Genomic DNA, 18,202 nt, shown 5'->3' with positions numbered 1-18,202 from the left:
TAGGACGAGCAGCTGACCGCCCGGATCCGGGCGGTGCACACGGCGTCGAACGGCACCTACGCGGGCGCCGCGTATCCACGCCGAACTTGCCGACGCCGGACTGCGGCACGGCCGTATACGCGTCTCGTGGCCTGGCTGATGCGCCCGACGGCGTGCGCGGCAAGTCCCCGCCGGTGACAGCTCACCACCATCCCGACCTGATCGGACTGGACTTCACCGTGAACGCGGCGGCGGTCGGCACCCGCTGGTGCGGCGAATTCGCGCCGCTGGTCGGTTAAGCGCGGCAAGAACGTCGCGCGCCGAGAGTGACGGCCGCGGGTCTGGGATCTGCTGAGCGCCAGATGGCCTTCGGTGGTTGTTCCGCGACGAGGGCGATATGAGGTCATTTCACACCGCGTCCGGGATCTCCCGCGCGGAGGTCGTACGGAAATGCCCTTGCTCAATGGTCAAGGAACGTTGACCATTGAGCGCATGCCTGCCGATGATCTTCCCGAGACGTTCCACGTCACCACTGACGAGCAGCTCCGCGCCGTCTCCAACCTCACGCGCCACCGGATCATGGCCGTGCTGCGCTTCGAGCCCGCGACGATCACGCAGATCGCCGAGCGAATGGGCCTCGCGAAGGGAAGTTCGAGCTACCACGTACGGCTGCTCGAACGGGCCGGCTTGGTGAAGGTGGTCCGAACGCGGAAAGTCCGGGGGGTCACCGAGCGGTACTACGCGATGGCCGCGCGGTCCATTGAGCTGCCGGATCCGGGCGAGGGCGGCCCCGATGTGCTGATGCGGCATGCGGTGGCAGACCTGGAGGCCGCGCCGATGGATGGCGAGCGGCACGTACGGATGGCGCATCTGCGGCTCACCGAGGAGCAGTTCGCGGAGCTGGGTGCGCGGTTGCAGGCCTTGGCGGACGAGTACCGGGAGCTGTCCGATTCGTCGCTGCCGGACGTGTCACTCGTCTTCGCGCTGTTCCGGCCGGCGCAGCCTGAGCGGGTCGAAGGGGACGCGAAATGACCTCGGACGCTCGGAAGTTGCCGACCGGGTTCGGACGGCTGTGGACTGCGCAGACGATCTCCTCGCTCGGTGACGGGGTGACGCATGCCGCGCTGCCGCTGCTCGCGTTGACGTTGACACGGGATCCGATGGGGCTTGCCGTTGTCACGGCCGCCGGGACGCTACCGTGGCTGCTGTTCGGGGTGCTCGGCGGTGCGCTGGTGGACCGCTGGGACCGTCGGCGCACGATGTGGGTCACGGACGCGGCGCGTGCGGTGCTGCTGGCGATACCGGTGGTGGCGGCCGCGCTCGACGTACTGAGCATTCCACTGCTCGCGGCCGTCGCCTTCCTGCTCGGCCTCGGCGGACTCTTCTTCGACACGGCCGCCACGGCCTATCTGCCGGATCTGCTCGGCCGCGACCCCGCGCTGCTGGAGCGCGCCAACGCCCGCCTGCGCGGCACCCAGACCGCCGCGTCCGGCTTCGCGGGGCCGCCTGCGGGCAGCGCCCTGCTCGCGTTCGGGCGGGCGGTTCCGCTGCTCGCCGACGCGGTATCGTTCGCACTCTCCGCGCTGCTCGTACGGTCGCTGCCCGCCACGCCCCGGCCCGGATCGCAGGCTCGTGAGTCGCTGCTGCGGCAGGCGCGGGCCGGCGCCACGTACGTCTTCCGGGACCGGTTGCTGCTTGGGCTCGCGCTGCGCCCGGCGGTCGGGAACATCGCCTTCGTCGCCGTGGAGACCGTACTCGCCCTCTTCGCGCACGACCGTCTCGGCCTCGCCACCTTCGGCTTCGGACTGCTCCTCACGGCGGAGGCCACCGGCGGCCTGCTCGGCGCGGGCATCGCTTCCTTCCTCGGCCGACGACTCGGCACCGGGACCGCACTGACCTGCACGGCCGCGGTCGAAGGGCTTGCCATCCTCGGACTTGCCGCCGCCCCGAATCCGTACGTCGCCGGTGCCGCGCTCGCCGTCTGCGGAGCGGGCATGGGCGCCACGATGGTGCTCGCCCCCTCCCTGCGGCAGGCGATCGTCCCCGCACACCTGATGGGCCGGGTCACCTCCACCTCCCGCATGCTCGCCATGTGCGCCGCCCCGTTCGGCGCCCTCCTCGGCGGCTGGCTAGCCTCCACGTTCGACGTGCGCACCCCGCTTTACGCCGCCGCCGGCCTCCTGCTCACCATGACCGCCGTCACGACGACCATGACCAGCAACCGCCGGGTCGAGGCGGCGCTGCGCGGCGCTGCCTCGACCGGCGGTCCATCCCGCCCGGGGTCCGGCGATCCCGTTCCGCAGGGTGCAGCCGAATTGTTGTGACACTCTCGCGGACAGACCCTTCAACCGGACGGTCGGTATCAACGCCTCGACCCGCAGCTCACGCGGGCACGGCCCGAATCCGCCGGCCGCGGCCGGCGGGCCTGCCTGGGATACGTGCGACTTCTGGTCGCCCGCGACCCCGACGTGGATCCGTCGGTGATCGCCCACTTCACTACCGACCCGCATCCGTGCGTCCGCAAAGCGATGGCCCGATGCCCACGCCTACCAGGCGACCGGCTCACCGCCTTACTCGACGACGCGGAACTGGCCGCAGACGCCGCCAACCCGTCACTGGACTGGGAAAGTGTCATCCGCGCGCTGCAAAACCGCGACCCAGCAGAGGCTAACGTTTGAGGTGATCAACTTGTGGCAGCGCGCGGCGAGGTCAGCAGCACTCGCACATCGCAGACCAGGGCAGTCATCTGTTCGCCGGCTGCCAAGGTGAGGACGATGGTCGCCGACCAGGCGTCGGTGGCGTACAACCTTCCGTGCGCTCGGATGGCGATCTGCAGGGTGACGTAGCTGCGGGCGTCATGTGTGGCTTCGACAGTCATCTCGCGTCCGAGCGCATGCCAGTTGCGTGTCCAGGCCACTTCGTGGCGCACCTGAACCGTCGTCGCCGGGTCACCGCGTCACTTCAAGTGTCACCGATTCGCGCACATATTCGCGGACCGGACGTAACGGTGCGAATGGAGACCCAAATCTTTCTGCGATGTGCGGGGCTTTACACAATGTCCGTATGCGACTTGTCCGTTGGCTTACTGCCTATATTGCTTTGATCGTTTGTGTCGCGGCGGTCAGCTTGATGGTTATCCTTTCGCGCGGTTATGTCACACCTCGGGGCGTGGAGCCAGCGAAAATCACCGACTGGATGCAGGCTTGGGCCAGTATCTTTGCCGTCATCGCCGGCCTGGGCGCGGCATTGTTCACGGCCCTCCTCCTCGTGCACGAGATGACCGAAGCGCGCCGTGCACGCGAGGATGCGGCGCAGGAGCGTGCCGAGGCGGCCGATGATCGAATGGTGCTGGTCCGCGACCGTGAGGACCAGCACAAGCGGTTCGCGCGCCTGGTTTTTGCCTGGGGACCGATGGTGACATACTACCCGGCTGAAGGTCCGCCAGAACAGGGCGGCGCAGACAGGATATTTGTCAGCAGCATGGAATTAGATTTGCATAATTTCAGTCCTGCTACAGTAACAGATGTTACCGCAAGAGTTGTTTTTCCAGGCGGTAAACCGATGACCGACTGGCACGTTTATGGCACGCTGACGCCCGATCTCGAACTCGTGCCTGGCCGCTACCAGCGGCGTGGGGTCATTTTCAATTTCCCCGAACATAAACTGGTGACTCGCAAAGTTCTTGAGGCCAACTTTTTGAGCGTCGTGTTAATTTTCCGGGATGCAAATGGGAGGCAGTGGCGGCGGATCGACGACGAGGACCCCGTGCCGGACAACGAAATGACGTGGTCGCGAGTCCCATCGGCGACCTTGCTTGAACCACGTCTCAGACAGAACGGCACCCACGCTGAACGGCCGTCGACGAATGAACCGCTAGATGATGAGCTCCTTTCGGATCCGCCACCATGGGGCGAACCCCGACCATTCTTGTCATGAGCACGAGGCCATCACGGCCGTACTATCTTGCACCGCGTGGATCCGTTCGCAGGCCTCACCGATGCCGCCCTCACCTTCATGCGTCAATGGCTCGGAGCCAAGTAGCGCTCCATGATCGGCTTCACTCTCATAGCCGCGAGTCGCCCTGTGCGACCAGTCTGGAGGCCCGAGCCCGACGGAGGCAGCGGTGCGTTCGTGCGGGGGTGAGGTCGCGGATGGCTCGCCGCGACCGTCGCGCCGCCCGGCAACCGGGAGCGACCGGCCTTCGTGGCGGCCGGTGCGCGTAGCTCACACCATGATCACGCCGGCGTGCCATCCCGCACCGTCGCGCCAGTAGTGTTGATAGCGTCCGTCGGTCCGCTGCACGATGATCTCTAGGTTGGTGCCGTAGGTGCCCTGCAGCAGACCCACGACCCGGCTCGCGGCATTGCCGAACTCAGCACCGAGCGTCCACGGTCCACCGCTGCTGTTGTGCCGCCACCAGTGCTGGATCTGCTCGCCGACCGCTACGCAGAGCTCGAAGTTGCCGATCCCGGCCTCGTTACCCGCGCCGTAGGTGCCCTCGATGAGCGCCGGACCGCTGGTCACGCCTGCCCCGAAGGTCGTGACGTACTCCCACATTCCGCCGGTTACCCGCCGCCAGTGCTGCATCGCCCCGGAGGACGTCGCCCCCACATAATGCAGTTCGCCAAGCCCGTTCTCCGGAAAGCCCTTAGTTCCGAGCCGGCTCTGCACCAGCGACGGCCCGGAGTACCCGAACCCGGCGCCGAACACCTCCTGCCGATACCAGGTGCCGGGGGGTGCGGTCCATGGCCAGCTGTTGTGCTTGGTCCAGTGCTCGGCGACTCCGGAGCGGGTCACGGCGACCACTTCGAAGTCACCAGGTGCGCCCCGGTCGCTCTGGATGAATCCTGGTATCCCGATGGGGTACCGGAGGGCGTTGCCCTGGTCGCCGATGACCCGGGCGTCGAACCACCAGCCGAGGCCTGGTCGAAGTAGGCGTGGTGCAGCCCGCTCTCCGAGCACCGGTACAGCAGCTCGTAGTTGCGGTTGAACGAACTCTGCACCACCGCCGGAACGTCGACCGCGTCTGCGGGCAGAGGCCGCCACGGATCGGCCGACTGGAGCGGGCCGAGCTGGTTCCACGGCATCTGCCAGTTGGAGTTCTCCCGGTACCAGTGCTCGATGTTGCCACCGACTAGCACGAACAGTTCGAAGTTGTTGTTGCTTCCGCCGTTTCCGCCCTGAACCAGTGCACCGGTTCGCTGCCGCCGTTTCGCCCACGGGTCGGGATTCGTGCCCCGGACGCCCACAAATGCCCGCGGCTCGAGCATGTTTCCGGCGTACGCGATCCGTGCGAACCCGCCGTCGCCCCAGTTGGGTCCCCACGAATTCTTGACGATCCAACACTTGTCGGTGTCGTTGAAGCCGATGACGAGCATGAGGTGATCGCCGCGGATCGGTGAGTTCGGGTTGGGTGTGTAGATCTGTGATCCGACGGCGGAGAAGTCCCAACGCACCGGCACCTGCACGACCATCGGGCCGACCAGGTCGAGCCAGTCCTTCTTCTGTTGGTCCGTGGTCAGGCCGACGAATGTGCCGGGACGGATCCGCATCGTGCGGCCCGGGCGGTCGGGCGTCGGCGACATCGGCAAGGCGCTGAGCGCCGGCCCGTGCGGCTTGGCTGTGTACAGCGCCGCCGCCTCCGACCACGGAAAGCAGCCCGGGTCGGCTAGCCCGTACCGCTCCACGAAGATGTGCGCCTCACCTGCGTTCCCCCAGTCCCACGCCTGCTTCCCGGCGCCGCGTGCCACGTCGCTCTCCGACCGCCTGGTCCAGAGGCTGTGCTCGATCCGGATCATCGACTCATAGAGCGCCGTCATAGCGAAGGCCCAGCAGTTCGGGGCGTTGCCCTGGCTCCGCACGCTGGTGACGAAGTTCCGGCCGTTGCGGTTGCGCCAGTCGACGTTCATCAGCGGTTCCCGGAGTCGTCCGGGCGGTCGCTGGTGGCCTCAGGCGGGACCCCGTCCAGCGGCACGCCGACTTCCGCCCAGCGCTCGCGCAGTCCCGGGTCGTTCGGCGGCAGCTCCGCGATGATGGTCCGGACATCGACCTGCGGGTCGATCAGCGCGGATGGTATGCGCTCTCCGGCATCCTCCGGCATGCCGCCCAGCGGATACTCCGGCAGCGGCTCGTCGTCACTGATCAGCGGGTCGATCGTCCAGGGGTCACCGTTCTCGGCGAGTTGCCGTCGAAGCTCGCCGAAGGTGGGTCGCATCGCTCGCCGGGATTCGGTCCGGTCCGGCCTGGATGAATCGTCGTGGTCCATCGCCGAGTCCTTTCAGCCCTTGTGACTCACCGTTCCGGCCTGCGACGCCCGTCGTCAAGAGCCCGCAAGCAGACGGTCACCGACTGTAAACAAGCCGACCCGCCGTGCTGCGCGCCTCAGCCGCCGTAGGACCGAATCAGTTGGCTAGGACTCAGGAAAGTAGAAATTGCCTGTCGCGATGCTGGTGCCTGGACCGCCGATGCGCTTGCCGCTTTGGGGCGGCCAGATCTCGGTGTCGACAGTGAGGGCCCGCGCCGCGAATTCATTGGACCCAAACTGAGGCCCGGGGGTCTCGTGTAGTGCCGCGCACTCGACAACGACCTTGGCGGCGTTCGTGCAGACGATCGCGTTGTGGGGGGTGAGCCTGACCTGTCCGCTCGCAGGCCGATCGTCTCAATCCGGCGGACAGGCGTTGTAGTCCCATTCTCGTCGGCCTTGGCAGAGCGCATCCGGGTCTCAGCTGAGCGCCGTCGGGTCGTGCCGGACGGACGGGCATGGAGCACAGCAGCAGATTGCCGATGTGTACGTCATCGTGGACGGGGTTTGGCGGGAAGCCGACGTGTGTCAGCTCGGCGACGCACGGGATAGTCAGGCGCGTGACTACGGTTGTCACGAAGTCGTGGGCCTCGACCAGACGCGGGATCTCTGTGCGGCCGTCCGGGCGTTGGGCTGGATGATCTCGGCCTGTTCCAGAAATGGCAGTTGCTTGAGAAAAGACAGGTCGAGCACGCTGCTGCCCAGATAGCGCAGACGCAGGAAGCGCAATTCTGTGAGCTCGAGCAGCGGATCGGTGTCAATCCATTGGCCGCCCACGTTGATGTGCAGGTGGGTGAGCCGGGTCCAGCGTTCGATCCCTACATAGTCCGTCAGGCGGTGCTCCTCGACGCGCAGAGTGCGCAAGGCGTGTGGCTGCTTGGGAAGCCTCGTCAGGGTGGTCAGGCTGGGAACGATAAGGGTCAGATCCTCCAGCCACATCAAGGCGGGCAAGGACTTCAAGAGGGAGCCGTCGTCCAGCACGAGCCTGCGCTTCTCGGCTGGGAGTGCTTTGCCGAACGGCGTCATGACCTCCTTCGCGAAAGCCTCTTTCTCGCCTGCGCTGACCTGGCTCGCCCAGGCTCGGACGAGTTCGCGCTCCAAGCCTTGGAAGCGGGCCGCGATGCCCGCGATGACCCGGATCGACTCCGGGCCGCCGACGGCTGCGGCGAGTCTGATGGAGGCGAAGGCCTGACTGTGGTGGAGCGGCGGCCGCTCGGTCAGCAGGTCCAGGACGACCGGGCCAGCAGCGGCCAGCGCTGCGATGTTGGCAACACCGTCCGGCGGAACAAGATCTTTGGCCATCTCCTCGATGCGGGCCCGTTGATCCGGATCGACCTGAGGAGCGATCTGCAGGCACGACAGCAGCAAGAGCTTGAGGTCGGTATCCTTGCCGCGCGCCTTGATCTGACTCAGGATGCCGTGAAGTAACTCGGCGCGCTGGCGCGGCTGTGCGTGGGCTGCGGTCATCACGATGACCTCCCGGAACTGATCGTCGCGGGCGTGCTTGACCAGGTAACCGATGTGGTTCTCCTCGACGGCGGCCTTGCCGACGAGGTATTCCTGGAAGGTCCGGTGAATGAAGTCCACGCGGTCCTCCACCGGATGACGTAGCAGGCCGCTGCGGTTCACGAGAGCCGCGAGCAGTTCGCCGGGTTGCATGCGCGAGGCGGGCAACTGTCGCATCGCATTGCCGACCTGCTCGACGGCCTGGTCCACGGGTGCGTCCGCCAAACCGTTGAGGAAGAAATAGAAGGCCAGGTCCTGCAGGACGGCTACCTTTTGTTCGTAGGTGAGCCCGGTGTCGTCGGAAAGTACGCCACGGCGCTCATCGCGCAGGACCAGGAGCATCCGCAGGGCGGCTTGGTAGACCCCCATCCGGTTACGCGGAAGTGCGCGGTTGTGTTCCCGATTGAGCGCGCACAGCAAAGCGCACAGCAGTGGGTTGATGCACAAGGCGCGCATGTGCCGGTCGGAGTCGATCAGGGCCAACAGCGCGTTGCGGTCACCGTCGAGCCGTTCCTGCTCGGCGCGGTCGCGTGCCCCGTGCCGGACGGCGTCATGCCACCGGTCGACGAAGGCTCGGATTTCCTCCGGTCTCATGTCCTCGAGCCGGGCATAGTTGAAGGCAGTCAGCTGGCCCCAGTCCTCGGTGATCGCCCCCGGACGTGAAGTGACGACGTACCGGCACTCGGGGAACTCCCGCACGAGATCCATCAGCCACTGAACGGCCTCGGTTCGCCTCGCGTCGGGCAACTCGTCGACACCGTCGATCAGCAGCAGGGCGCGGCCCGCTCGCAGATGTTGATGCACCCAGGCGGACGGCATCACCTCGCTGATGTTGCGTCCGGCTTCGTCGAGAAATTCACCCGGTCGTGGGAAAGGGCTGGCCGCGTACCGCCGCAGGGGGATCAGGAACGGGACGCTTTCGTTCCACTTCCCGATGGGCTGCGAGAAGCTCTGCCGTGCGGCGTTGATCGCCAGCCATTGCATGCACGTCGTCTTGCCGGAACCCGCCTCGCCGATCAGCAGATGCCGTGAGCCGCGGGCGAGCAGATCCTCAAGGCGCGTTCCTCGGCGGTCGTTCGGTGGTCTGCCTTCTCGGGCCGGTCCAAGGTTCAGTGCGGAGAGCCCGAGGTACGCGATGGACAGCGAGTAGCGTCGCGAGGTCTCGTTGGACAGCGCGGTGCCGAACAGTTCCAGGTGATCGAACTTCAGTACCACGCTCCGCCGGTACATCCGCGCGAATCCATCATGATCGTCAATGTCGCGGCCGGCCGGCATGCGGTCGAAGACCGTGGTGAGCGTCTCCATGATGGCGGTCGAGCGTTGCAGCATCGTCACCATGAAATCGTCGTGAAACGCCGGGAAGGTCCGGACGGTCTCGACGATGTAGGCGCACGACTCGCGGAGCAGGATCCGGTAAAAGTGCTGCCCGGCCTCGCTCAGAGAAGCCGCTTCCAGAGCTGCTGACGCTGCGGGCTCCACCAGTCGTTCCAGGCGTGCCGCGTCAAGATCCACATCCATGACGGACGTGGTCGTGACTCCCGCACGATCGAGGGTCTCGGTGACTGCATGAACCGCTGCCTCGCGTTGATTGGCGGGTAGCTTTCCACCGTACGAGTCAACGAACTTTCCGATTCTCTCCGCGACGACGTCGGCGCATTCTTCGTAGAATCGGCGGATCTTCCGCTCTTGGAGGCGGTCCTTCGCTTTCGCGAACAGCGCGTCGCTGGCGTTCTCTGCCACGCCGGCCAACGGGCCGGCCCAAAGACCGATGACCGTTCGCATCACCGATTGACTAATGGAGATCGCTGCGTCACCGCTCATGCCGTCAGCCCAACGGTTGTCCGGAACCATCTCGTCGGAGCATATCGCCGACCGTCCATAACGACCGGATCTCCGAGCCGCTGCTGGCTCGGGCGCGTCAGTCGCCGATCGTGCGCCGAAGGCGTCGGACTTAGCGGTGAGCTCGGTCCCCGGTGGCGACGAACAGCGACCGGAGCAGACGTGATCAATGCGTGCGGTTGACCGCCGCGCCGGCCAGCTCGGTGAGGGCGGCGCGCACCGCCGGTGGCAGCTGGGCCCGGGCGAGGGCGGCGAGGCAGGTGTCGGTGCGTACCCGGATCATCCGCTCGATCTGCTCGTGCGCACCGGTCGCACGGATGATGTCGCGCAGCTCCTCCGCGCCCGCCTCGTCGAGCGCCGGGTTGCCGAACAGCGACGCCAGGCCGGCGGCCTGGGCGCGGTCGGCGGCGTCGCGGGCCAGCACCATCATCACCGTCGGCTTGCCCTCGCGCAGGTCGTCCAGGGCCGGTTTGCCGGTCACGGCCGGGTCGCCGAACACCCCCAGTACGTCGTCGCGCAGTTGGAACGCGTCGCCCAGCGGGTCACCGAACTCGGCGAACGCCGTGCACAGCGACTCCGGCGCACCGGCGAGCCGGGCGCCGATCTGCAACGGGCGGGTGACCGTGTACCGGGCGGTCTTCATCCGGATCACGGTCAGCGCGTTCGCCACCGAGTCGTCGCCGACGGTGGACACCAGATCCAGGTACTGGCCGGCGATCACCTCGGTACGCATCAGCGCGAACGCCGCGTACCCCTGATGGATCTGTGCCGGCGGCAAACCGCACTCATGGAACATCTGCTCGGCCCAGGCCGCGCACAGATCGCCGCAGAGCAGGGCGGTGTTGCGGCCGAACGCGAGCGAGTCGCCGCGCCAGGCGTGCCGGTCGTGCAAGGTGGCGAAGCGGCGGTGCATCGAGGGCTGGCCGCGGCGGCTGTCGCTGCCGTCGATGATGTCGTCGTGGATGAGGGCGAAGGCGTGGAACAGCTCCAGCGCCGCCGCCGCGTTGATCACCGCGGGGCAGTCGTCGCCGCCACCGCCGCGCCAACCCCAGTAGCAGAAGGCGGGACGGATGCGTTTGCCGCCGGCCAGGATGAAGCGGCGCAGCGAGTCCAGCGCGCCGCGCGGGGCGCCGTCCGGCCATGCCGCGTTCTGACGGTCGATGAAGCCGGTGAGCGCGGCGTTGAACCGCTCCCGCAACGGCTGGCGGGTCGCTTGCAGTGTCATGACGACAGCTCCAGCAGCAGAGCTTTCACCTCGGTGGCGGCGACCTGATCTCGTACCGCTGACGGATCTGAGCAGATGAGCACCGGAGCGTCGGCCGGGTCGCTCGGCAGCCGGCCGTGCGAGCCGCGGACCGCCTGAGCGCCCGCGTCGAGCCCGACCACGTTCATCAGGTAGCGCAGGCCGATCTTCTTGCGGGCCACCGCGGTGATCGCGCGCCGGCGGGCGGCGCCGGGGCCGGCCGGGTCGAAGAACAGCTCGGCCGGGTCGTAGCCCGGCTTGCGGTGGATCTCGACGCAGCGGGCGAAGTCAGGGGCGGCCGCGTCGTCGAGCCAGTAGTAGTAGGTGAACCAGGCGTCCGGCTCGGCGATGAGCACGAGTTCCCCGGAGCGGGCATGGTGCAGGCCGTACGCTGCTTTGCCCGCGTCGTCCAGGACCTCGGCCACGCCGGGCAGGGCGGCGCAGAGCTTGGCCACGGCCGGGATGTCGCCGTGGTCGCGCACATAGACGTGCGCCACCTGGTGGTCAGCGACCGCGAAGGCCCTGGACATCCATGGATCGAGGTACTCCATGCCGTCCTGGGTGTGCACCGAGAGCAGGCCCTCGGTGCGCAACAGCCGGTTGACGCCGACCGGCCGGCGTACGTCGGTGATGCCGTACTCGGAGAGCGCCACCACCGTGACGTCCGGCCGGTCGAGCAGCGGTGCCAGCACCTCATCCAGCTCGGCGGCCGCCGTGGCGGCCTGCGGGCTGGACGGGCCGAAACGCTGCAGGTCGTAGTCCAGGTGCGGTACGTAGACGAGGGTCAGGTCCGGGTGCCGGGTGTCGAGCAGGTGCTGGGCGGCGCGCACGATCCACTGCGACGACGGCAGCCCGGCGCCCGGACCCCAATAGGTGAACAGCGGGAAGGTCGGCAGTTCGTCGTGCAGCTCGGGCGGCCACGTGTAGCAGTCCGGTTCCTTGCGCCCGTCGGCCCGGTAGATCGGCCGGGGCGTGATGGTCCAGTCCACTTGTGCGCCCATCGCGTACCACCAGCACACGTTGGCGACGGTGAAGCCGGGCCGGCGCTTGCGGGCCGCGTCCCAGATCTTCTCGCCGCCGACCAGGGCGTTGTGCTGGCGCCAGAACAGCACCTCGCCCAGGTCGCGGAAATACCAGCCGTTGCCGACGATGCCGTGCTCGGCCGGGGTGAGCCCGGTGAGGAAGGTGGACTGCACCGAGCAGGTCACGGCCGGCAGCACCGTGCCCAGCGGCGCCTGGAACCCGCGCTCGGCGACCGCCCGCAGCCGCGGCATGTGCGCGAGCAGCCGCGGGGTCAGCCCCACGACGTCGAGCACCACCAGCGCGGTCATCGGACGGCCGCCTCGGCGGCTAGCAGGTCGCGGGCGAAGGCGAGTTCGGCGGCGATGCCGTCGGCCAGCCCGGCCGCGTCAACCGGCCGCTGATCCGGCGGCAGCACATTCCAGGTGTACGTCTCCACGTCGAAGTGCTCGCACTCGGTGACCAGTTCGTGGATCGCCTCGCGCAGCACCGGGATCGTCGAGGTGAGCGGCGCGGCCGGCGCGGCGTGCAGGGGCACGTGATAGTGGATGCGCCACGGGCCGGGCAGCTGCCGGTCGAGGGCTTCGTCCAGGTCGTCGGTGGCCGGGCCGAGGCGGGAACGGGTCTGATGCAGGAACCTCGGTTCGGCGTACGACCGGAGGACCTGCGCGGCCGCGCCCGGATCGTCGGCCTGGAGCGCAGCAGACACCTGCACCTTGACCACGGGCACACCCGCCGCTCGCAGTCGCTGCAGCGCCGCCGCGGGCTCCTCCCAGGCACATGCCAGGTGAGCCAGGTCCAGGCAGACGCCCAGCCACCTGGTGTCCACGTCCGCCAACAGCTCCGCGGCCTGCGTCGTGTTCTCGATCAGGCACCCGGGTTCGGGTTCGAAGCCGACGCGGACCGTCCGGCCGGTCGAGACGGCGAGCCGGTCCAGCCCTTGGGCCAGCTCGTCGAGGTGCTTGCGCGCAGCCGCGGCCCGGGTGGGGTCCCACGGCGTGCGCCAGGCCAGCGGCAGCGTCGAGATCGAGCCGTAGGACGCGGAGTCCGGCATCAGATCGGTCAGGACGGCGGCCAGGTTCAAGGTGTAGTCGAGGCGCTCCGGTGAGGTCCAGTCGGGGAGGTAGACGGCGTGCTTGACCACCGGCGCCTGGAACGACGCGAACGGGAAGCCGTTGAGAGTGACCACTTCCAGGCCGCGGACGTCGAGTTCGCGCCGCAACCGGCGGCGGTCGGCGGCTGAGGCGGCGAGTTCGGCCGCCGCCGGCGCCGCCAGCCACAGTCCCAGCCCCAGCACGCCGGTGTCCAGCCGCCGCCGGATCGGCAGGGCGTACGTGTCCAGCTGGGCGATGATGCCGGCCAGGTCCTCGGCCGGGTGCACGTTGGTGCAGTAGCTCAGGTGCATCAGCTGCCTCCGCGCAGGATGGAGTTGCCGGCGAACGTCGCGTCGGTCTCCGGGAGGGCGGACAGGTCGAGGCGTTTCGACTGCCCGTAGAACTCGACCGGATTACGCCAGAACACCAGGTCGACCGCGTCCGCGTCGAAGCCGCCGGCCAGCATCGCCTGCGCGGTTCGCAGGGTGAGCAGCGGATCGGAGCGGCCCCAGTCGGCGGCCGAGTTCACCAGCACCCGCTCCGGGCCGTACCGGTGCAGGATCGCCACCATCCGCTCGGGCGACATCTTGGTGTCCGGATAGATGGAGAAGCCGAGCCACACCCCGGCGTCCCGGGCCGCCTCCACGGTGACCTCGTTGAGGTGGTCGAGCAGCACCCGGCCCGGCGCGATCCCGGATTCCTTCACCACGTCGAGGCTGCGGGCGGTGCCGCGGGCCTTGTCCCGGTGCGGGGTGTGGATCAGCGCCGGCAGGTCGTGGTCGATCGCGAGGGCCAGCTGCGCCGTGAACACCTCGTCCTCGGCCGGGGTCATCGAGTCGTAGCCGATCTCGCCGACCGCGACGACGCCGTCCTTGGCCAGGTAGCGGGGGAGCAGGTCGAGCACCGGGCGGCAGCGCGGGTCGTTGGCCTCCTTCGGGTTCAGCGCGATGGTGGCGTGATGGCGGATGCCGAACTGCGCGGCCCGGAACGGTTCCCATCCGATCAGCGAGTCGAAGTAGTCGGTGAACGAGCCGGGATTGGTGCGTGGCTGGCCGAGCCAGAACGCGGGCTCGACCACCGCGCGTACGCCGGCCTCGGCCATCCGCTGGTAGTCGTCGGTCGTGCGTGAGGTCATGTGGATGTGCGGGTCGAAGATGCGCATCACGCCTCCTTCAGCTGTTCCAGCAGGGCGAGCGCGTCGGGCGGCATGTCCCGGCCGGCGGCGCGGCGTTCGTCGGCGAAGGCGCGCAGCATGGCGCCCAGCTCGGGGTCGGCGCGCTCGGCCAGCCGATGCACGCAGGCGAGCGGCACACCCATGAAGACGCATTTCAGTACGGCCTGGCGCCAGGCTTGCGGCTCGAGATGGTCCGCGTAGCCGCCGAGCGCCGCCGCCACCAAGCGGGTGTCGTTGGTCCGTAACGCGTCCTCGAGCAGGGGCACCGCGCTGTCACCGATCGGCAGCAACGGCAGGGCCTTCAGCACGGCCAGCTTCTCGGCAGTGTCGCCGTAGCGGTAGATCTCGTGGATGTGCTCGGGTGGCAGGACGGACAGCAGCACCGCACGGGCCGCCTCGTCGGTGGTCCAGTCGCCCACCAGCGGCTCGCGCCCATAGCGGCGGCCTGCGGCGGGAAACAGCGTGGCCGCGGCCTCCGGGTTCGCGGCCACCCGGTCCAGGTCGCCGGCGATCCGGTCGCCGAGTTCTCGCCGCAGCGAGTCAAGCGTGCTCATCGGCGGCCTTTCGCAGGAAGTCCAGCGACTGCGCGGCCACGGCCGGCGCCGCATGCGAGTGGCGGGGCAGTTCCACCGAGACCAGGCCGCGGTAGCCGGCCGCGTCCAGCGCGGCGAGCACCGGTGGAAAGTCGATCTCGCCGGCGCCGAACTCGAGGTGTTCGTGCACGCCCCGCCGCATGTCGTCGATCTGTACGTTGACGAGGTGGTCGGCTACTGCCAGGACGCAGTCGGGCACCGGCTGGGGCTCCAGGCAGCGACAGTGTCCGATGTCGAGAGTGATACCGAAGCCCGGCGGCCGGCCGAGGTCGGCGTACAGGCGGCGCCAGTCCGCGATGTCGTTCACCAGCATGCCCGGCTCGGGCTCGAAGCCCAGCGTCACGCGGGCCTCCGCGGCGGTGTCGACGACCTGGCGGCAGCCGTCGACCAGGCGGTCCCAGGCGTGCGCCGGGCCGATGCCGGCCCAGAACGAGACCGCCTCGGCCCCGAGATCGGCGCCGACCCGGACGGCGCGGCGAAGGTAGTCGAGCCGCCGGGCCGGATCGTCGTCCATCAGCGTGGGGGAGTGCTTGAGCCACGGGTCGAGCAGATAGCGGGCGCCGGTCTCGATGACCACGGCCAGGCCCAGCCGTTCGAGGTCGGAGGCCACGGCGGCGGTGCGGCGGGCCAAATCGGCGCCGAACGGGTCGAGGTGGTTGGTGTCCAGCGTCAGCGCGACCCCGTCGTAGCCGAGGTCCGCGATCACCCGCAGCGCCTCGGGCAGCCGATGGTTGGTGAAGCCGTTGGTGCCGTAACCGAATCTCATGTCGGAGACACCCTTCGTGCCAGGCGCCGGGCGAGTGGGGCGGCCAGGGCGACAGCGACCCCGTACGCCGGCCGGCCCGACCGCGCGGTCAGCGCACCCTGCAGAAGTGGCAGGCCGGTGATGCCCGCGCCGACGGCCGCGCGCACCCGGACCGCGCCGGGGTCGGCGAACGCCCGGACCTGCGCGGCGCCGTAGCCGGCCGCGTACCAGGCGGCGAGAAGCCCGGCCGGTCCCGGGCGCCGGCCGGCCGTGGTGGCGGCCAGCGCGAGCGTGCCGGCGAGGGTCGCGGCCGGCAGCGCGGGCGCCGCGCCGGACACCTCGAAGCGGGACAGCGCGGTGACCGTGTACGTGTGAGCCGCGATGGCCAGCGCGGTCGGCAGCGCCCGGCGTACCCGTCCGCCACTCGCGCCCAGCAGCACGTCGAGCCCGCGGCAGGCGGCCATCATGGCCGGACCGGCGGCCGTGTTCTTGGCCCACAGGTCGTAGGCCCAGACGGCGCCGGCCAGCGGCGCCGCGACGCCGGCGGCGCGCCGGCCGCCGGCCAGCCCGGCGATCAGGACACCGGCGCCGGTCAGACCCGCGGCGGTCAGCAGCGCCTGGCGGGCGCTGACCCGCCCCGAGGGGATCGGCCGTTCCGGGCGCTCGCGCGCGTCCAGCTCGCGGTCGGCCCAGTCGTTGGCGGCCATCCCGCCCCAGTAGAGGCAGACCGAGGCGGCCACCAGACCGGGGGTCGCGCGACCCGGAGCGCCGGCGGCCGCGGCGCCGGCCACGGCGTCACCGGGAACCGAGAGCGCAGCGGGGGCGCGCACCAGCTCGGCCAGGTCACGAAGGCGCATGGAGGCCCCTGACGAACGCGACGAGCGCGGCCCACTGGTCGGGCAGCGCGTGCGGCACGTCACCGATCGGGTCCTTGAAGAAGAACGCGAGGTCGGTGAGCGGCCCGCTGCGCCCGGCGGCGTGCGCGGCCGCCGTGAGGCGAGCCAGATCGAGTACGAGCGGCGCGGCCAGGGCCGAGTCGCAGCCGTGCCAGGAGAACTCCATCCGCATCGGGGTGCCCAGGAAGCCGCTGAAGGTGATCAGATCCCAGGCGGTCTTGAAGTCGCCGATGTCGTCGACGTACTCGATGTGGCTGCTGCCCTGCGGCTGGTAGCCGAGCGTTTCGGCCAGCACCCGCTGTTTGCTGCCGGCCTTGGCGGCGTTCGTGTCCGGGTCGGCCAGGTTGGCGCCGTCACCGCCGCCCAGCAGATTGGTGCCGGACCAGGTACGCACCCGCAGGTGCCGCATGGCGAACATGGGCGCCAGCACCGACTTGACGAGCGTCTCGCCGGTCTTGCCGTCGTGCCCGGCGTACGGCGAACCGTGGCGAGCGGCCAGCTCCGCCAACGCCGGCAGCCGGGCGCCGGTCGACGGCGTGAAGTCGACGTAGGAACAGTCAGCCGTGAAGGCGGCGTACGCGTAGAGCGAGCTCGGCGGCAGAACGCGGTCCGGCCCGGCCAGCGCCTCGTCCAGCAGGCCCAGTCTCTGATGCGCGGGATGAGGGGCGACGGCCGGTTCGGTCGAGGAGACGTTGATTACCACCACCCGCTCCAGGTTTCGCCGCCGGCGGAAGTCGTCGATGTCCGCGGCGATCAGCCGGGCCACCCCGAGCTGGGTGCCGGCCTCGGGCACCGGTCGTAGTTCGCGTTGCACCGCGGCCAGCTCGGCGCCGACCGCCTCCGCGGCCCGGCTCGGCAGAACCCCGGCCGCGACGAGGCTCTCCGCCTTCTTATCCAGCGTGAGGTCGCTGACGTCGTGGCCGCCGAACGTCAGGTCGGCGAGGCCCGGCACCGCCGGGCTGGAGAGTTCGGGCAGCTCGGTGACGCAGCCCAGTGGCTCGGCGAGCCCGGCGCGCAGGGTGAGAGCTCCCACCACGCTGGTCACCGCTACGGATCCGCGAGCCCCGATCAGCCACACGCCGGTCGTTTCCATCGGCACCTCCATCGTCGCAATTCGATGGGCACACCTGGTCACCGTAGGAACTTCTGGATGGTCCTGTCCATTACTTTTGGATAGACGTCGGTAACTTTTTTGGTATCTGGCAAAAGTGGTCCCGTGGTTCTTGCCGCCGCTGGCGCCCATGGGCTTCGCTGAGGCGCCCACCCTGTCGCCAGGAGCGTGCTTGCGGAGATCGCCGCGCCGTGGCCGCCCAGTACGCGAGGCCAAGATCGGCGCCCCTGGAGCAGGCGGCCCCGATCCGCAATGCCTGACTGAGGTTGTCAGTCATGGCTCGTACTGTGCAGGACATGCGAGCAACGGGAACTTTCGACGTAGCGGACTTCACTCCGGCGCCGGTGCCGGCTTCCGAGATCAAGACCGCCCTACCGGTCGGCTTCGCCACCATGCGCAAGACGTTCACCGGCGAGATCGACGGCCGCTCCGAGACCCTGTTCACGGCCGCCTTCGATCCGGGCAGCAACACCGGGACGTACGTCGCGATGGAGTCCTTCGAGGGCAGCGTCGCCGGCCGCGCGGGCGCCTTCAACTTCGTTCACTCCGCCACCACGACAGGCTCGGACCGGCAGGCCGAGTTCCTGACGATTGTTCCCACCAGCGGGACCGGCGACTTGGCCGGCATCCGCGGCGCAGGCGGTTTGGCAATCGACGAGGACGGCACCCACCACATCTGGTTCGACTACGAATTGCCCTGA

19 protein-coding genes are annotated in these 18,202 nt (G+C 69.0%); 6 read left to right on the top strand and 13 right to left on the bottom strand.

Annotated elements, in window-relative coordinates; genetic code table 11:
• Positions 1–86 precede the first annotated feature (86 nt).
• The 4 genes from I4J89_RS37025 to I4J89_RS37010 all read left to right on the top strand — a co-directional run bounded on the left by I4J89_RS37025 (position 87) and on the right by I4J89_RS37010 (position 2,657).
• Positions 87–278, top strand: a complete 192-nt coding sequence (locus I4J89_RS37025; RefSeq protein WP_196418836.1) for a hypothetical protein — start codon at positions 87–89, stop codon at positions 276–278.
• A 151-nt stretch (positions 279–429) separates the two neighbouring features.
• Positions 430–1,011, top strand: coding sequence for an ArsR/SmtB family transcription factor (locus I4J89_RS37020; protein ID WP_230860214.1), 582 nt, complete (start codon positions 430–432; stop codon positions 1,009–1,011).
• Entirely contained in the window at positions 1,008–2,303 is a 1,296-nt protein-coding gene (locus I4J89_RS37015) for an MFS transporter (RefSeq protein WP_196418835.1), read from the top strand. The genes I4J89_RS37020 and I4J89_RS37015 overlap by 4 nt, the downstream gene beginning before the upstream one ends.
• A gap of 114 nt (positions 2,304–2,417) precedes the next feature.
• Positions 2,418–2,657, top strand: a complete 240-nt coding sequence (locus I4J89_RS37010) for a hypothetical protein (protein ID WP_196418834.1) — start codon at positions 2,418–2,420, stop codon at positions 2,655–2,657.
• A 5-nt stretch (positions 2,658–2,662) separates the two neighbouring features.
• Here I4J89_RS37010 and I4J89_RS37005 read toward each other — a convergent pair whose 3' ends face one another.
• Positions 2,663–2,896 (bottom strand): DUF6228 family protein, encoded by a 234-nt coding sequence (locus I4J89_RS37005; RefSeq protein WP_309238630.1) that lies wholly within the window; start codon positions 2,894–2,896, stop codon positions 2,663–2,665.
• Between the two features lie 146 nt (positions 2,897–3,042).
• Between I4J89_RS37005 and I4J89_RS37000 the strand changes: the two genes are divergently transcribed.
• Positions 3,043–3,915, top strand: a complete 873-nt coding sequence (locus I4J89_RS37000; RefSeq protein WP_196418832.1) for a hypothetical protein — start codon at positions 3,043–3,045, stop codon at positions 3,913–3,915.
• A gap of 288 nt (positions 3,916–4,203) precedes the next feature.
• On the opposite strand, the gene I4J89_RS36995 is transcribed toward I4J89_RS37000, so the two are convergent.
• The 12 genes from I4J89_RS36995 to I4J89_RS36940 form a co-directional block, all read right to left on the bottom strand.
• Positions 4,204–4,776, bottom strand: coding sequence for a hypothetical protein (locus I4J89_RS36995; RefSeq protein ID WP_196418831.1), 573 nt, complete (start codon positions 4,774–4,776; stop codon positions 4,204–4,206).
• Positions 4,773–5,888, bottom strand: a complete 1,116-nt coding sequence (locus I4J89_RS36990) for a C1 family peptidase (protein ID WP_196418830.1) — start codon at positions 5,886–5,888, stop codon at positions 4,773–4,775. The genes I4J89_RS36995 and I4J89_RS36990 overlap by 4 nt, the downstream gene beginning before the upstream one ends.
• Positions 5,888–6,244, bottom strand: coding sequence for a hypothetical protein (locus I4J89_RS36985; RefSeq protein ID WP_196418829.1), 357 nt, complete (start codon positions 6,242–6,244; stop codon positions 5,888–5,890). Before I4J89_RS36985 ends, I4J89_RS36990 begins: the two co-directional genes overlap by 1 nt.
• Before the next feature lie 609 nt (positions 6,245–6,853).
• Complete coding sequence (locus tag I4J89_RS36980) at positions 6,854–9,637, bottom strand: NACHT domain-containing protein (protein WP_196418828.1); 2,784 nt, start codon at positions 9,635–9,637, stop codon at positions 6,854–6,856.
• Positions 9,638–9,791: 154 nt separating this feature from the next.
• A complete protein-coding gene (locus tag I4J89_RS36975; RefSeq protein ID WP_196418827.1) occupies positions 9,792–10,850 on the bottom strand; it encodes a polyprenyl synthetase family protein in 1,059 nt (352 codons plus the stop codon).
• Positions 10,847–12,199: an alkaline phosphatase family protein gene (locus tag I4J89_RS36970; protein ID WP_196418826.1), complete on the bottom strand. Its 1,353-nt coding sequence runs from the start codon at positions 12,197–12,199 to the stop codon at positions 10,847–10,849. Before I4J89_RS36970 ends, I4J89_RS36975 begins: the two co-directional genes overlap by 4 nt.
• Positions 12,196–13,293 carry a metabolite traffic protein EboE gene (eboE, locus tag I4J89_RS36965; RefSeq protein WP_196418825.1) on the bottom strand — a complete coding sequence of 366 codons (1,098 nt, stop codon included), beginning with the start codon at positions 13,291–13,293 and terminating at the stop codon, positions 12,196–12,198. Before eboE ends, I4J89_RS36970 begins: the two co-directional genes overlap by 4 nt.
• Positions 13,293–14,144 carry a TatD family hydrolase gene (locus tag I4J89_RS36960; RefSeq protein ID WP_196418824.1) on the bottom strand — a complete coding sequence of 284 codons (852 nt, stop codon included), beginning with the start codon at positions 14,142–14,144 and terminating at the stop codon, positions 13,293–13,295. Before I4J89_RS36960 ends, eboE begins: the two co-directional genes overlap by 1 nt.
• Positions 14,144–14,710, bottom strand: a complete 567-nt coding sequence (locus tag I4J89_RS36955) for an EboA domain-containing protein (RefSeq protein WP_196418823.1) — start codon at positions 14,708–14,710, stop codon at positions 14,144–14,146. The genes I4J89_RS36960 and I4J89_RS36955 overlap by 1 nt, the downstream gene beginning before the upstream one ends.
• Positions 14,697–15,515 (bottom strand): sugar phosphate isomerase/epimerase family protein, encoded by an 819-nt coding sequence (locus I4J89_RS36950; protein ID WP_196418822.1) that lies wholly within the window; start codon positions 15,513–15,515, stop codon positions 14,697–14,699. Before I4J89_RS36950 ends, I4J89_RS36955 begins: the two co-directional genes overlap by 14 nt.
• A complete protein-coding gene (locus I4J89_RS36945; RefSeq protein ID WP_196418821.1) occupies positions 15,512–16,351 on the bottom strand; it encodes an SCO3242 family prenyltransferase in 840 nt (279 codons plus the stop codon). Before I4J89_RS36945 ends, I4J89_RS36950 begins: the two co-directional genes overlap by 4 nt.
• Positions 16,338–17,483 carry an inositol-3-phosphate synthase gene (locus I4J89_RS36940; protein ID WP_196418820.1) on the bottom strand — a complete coding sequence of 382 codons (1,146 nt, stop codon included), beginning with the start codon at positions 17,481–17,483 and terminating at the stop codon, positions 16,338–16,340. The genes I4J89_RS36945 and I4J89_RS36940 overlap by 14 nt, the downstream gene beginning before the upstream one ends.
• 314 nt (positions 17,484–17,797) lie before the next feature.
• Between I4J89_RS36940 and I4J89_RS36935 the strand changes: the two genes are divergently transcribed.
• Positions 17,798–18,202 carry a DUF3224 domain-containing protein gene (locus I4J89_RS36935; protein WP_196418819.1) on the top strand — a complete coding sequence of 135 codons (405 nt, stop codon included), beginning with the start codon at positions 17,798–17,800 and terminating at the stop codon, positions 18,200–18,202.

It is taken from the genome of Actinoplanes aureus (assembly GCF_015704865.1).
In the GTDB taxonomy this organism is placed as follows: Bacteria; Actinomycetota; Actinomycetes; order Mycobacteriales; family Micromonosporaceae; genus Actinoplanes; species Actinoplanes aureus.
The sequence above is the reverse complement of the archived record's forward strand: the minus strand, read 5'-3'. Positions and strand labels throughout refer to the sequence as shown.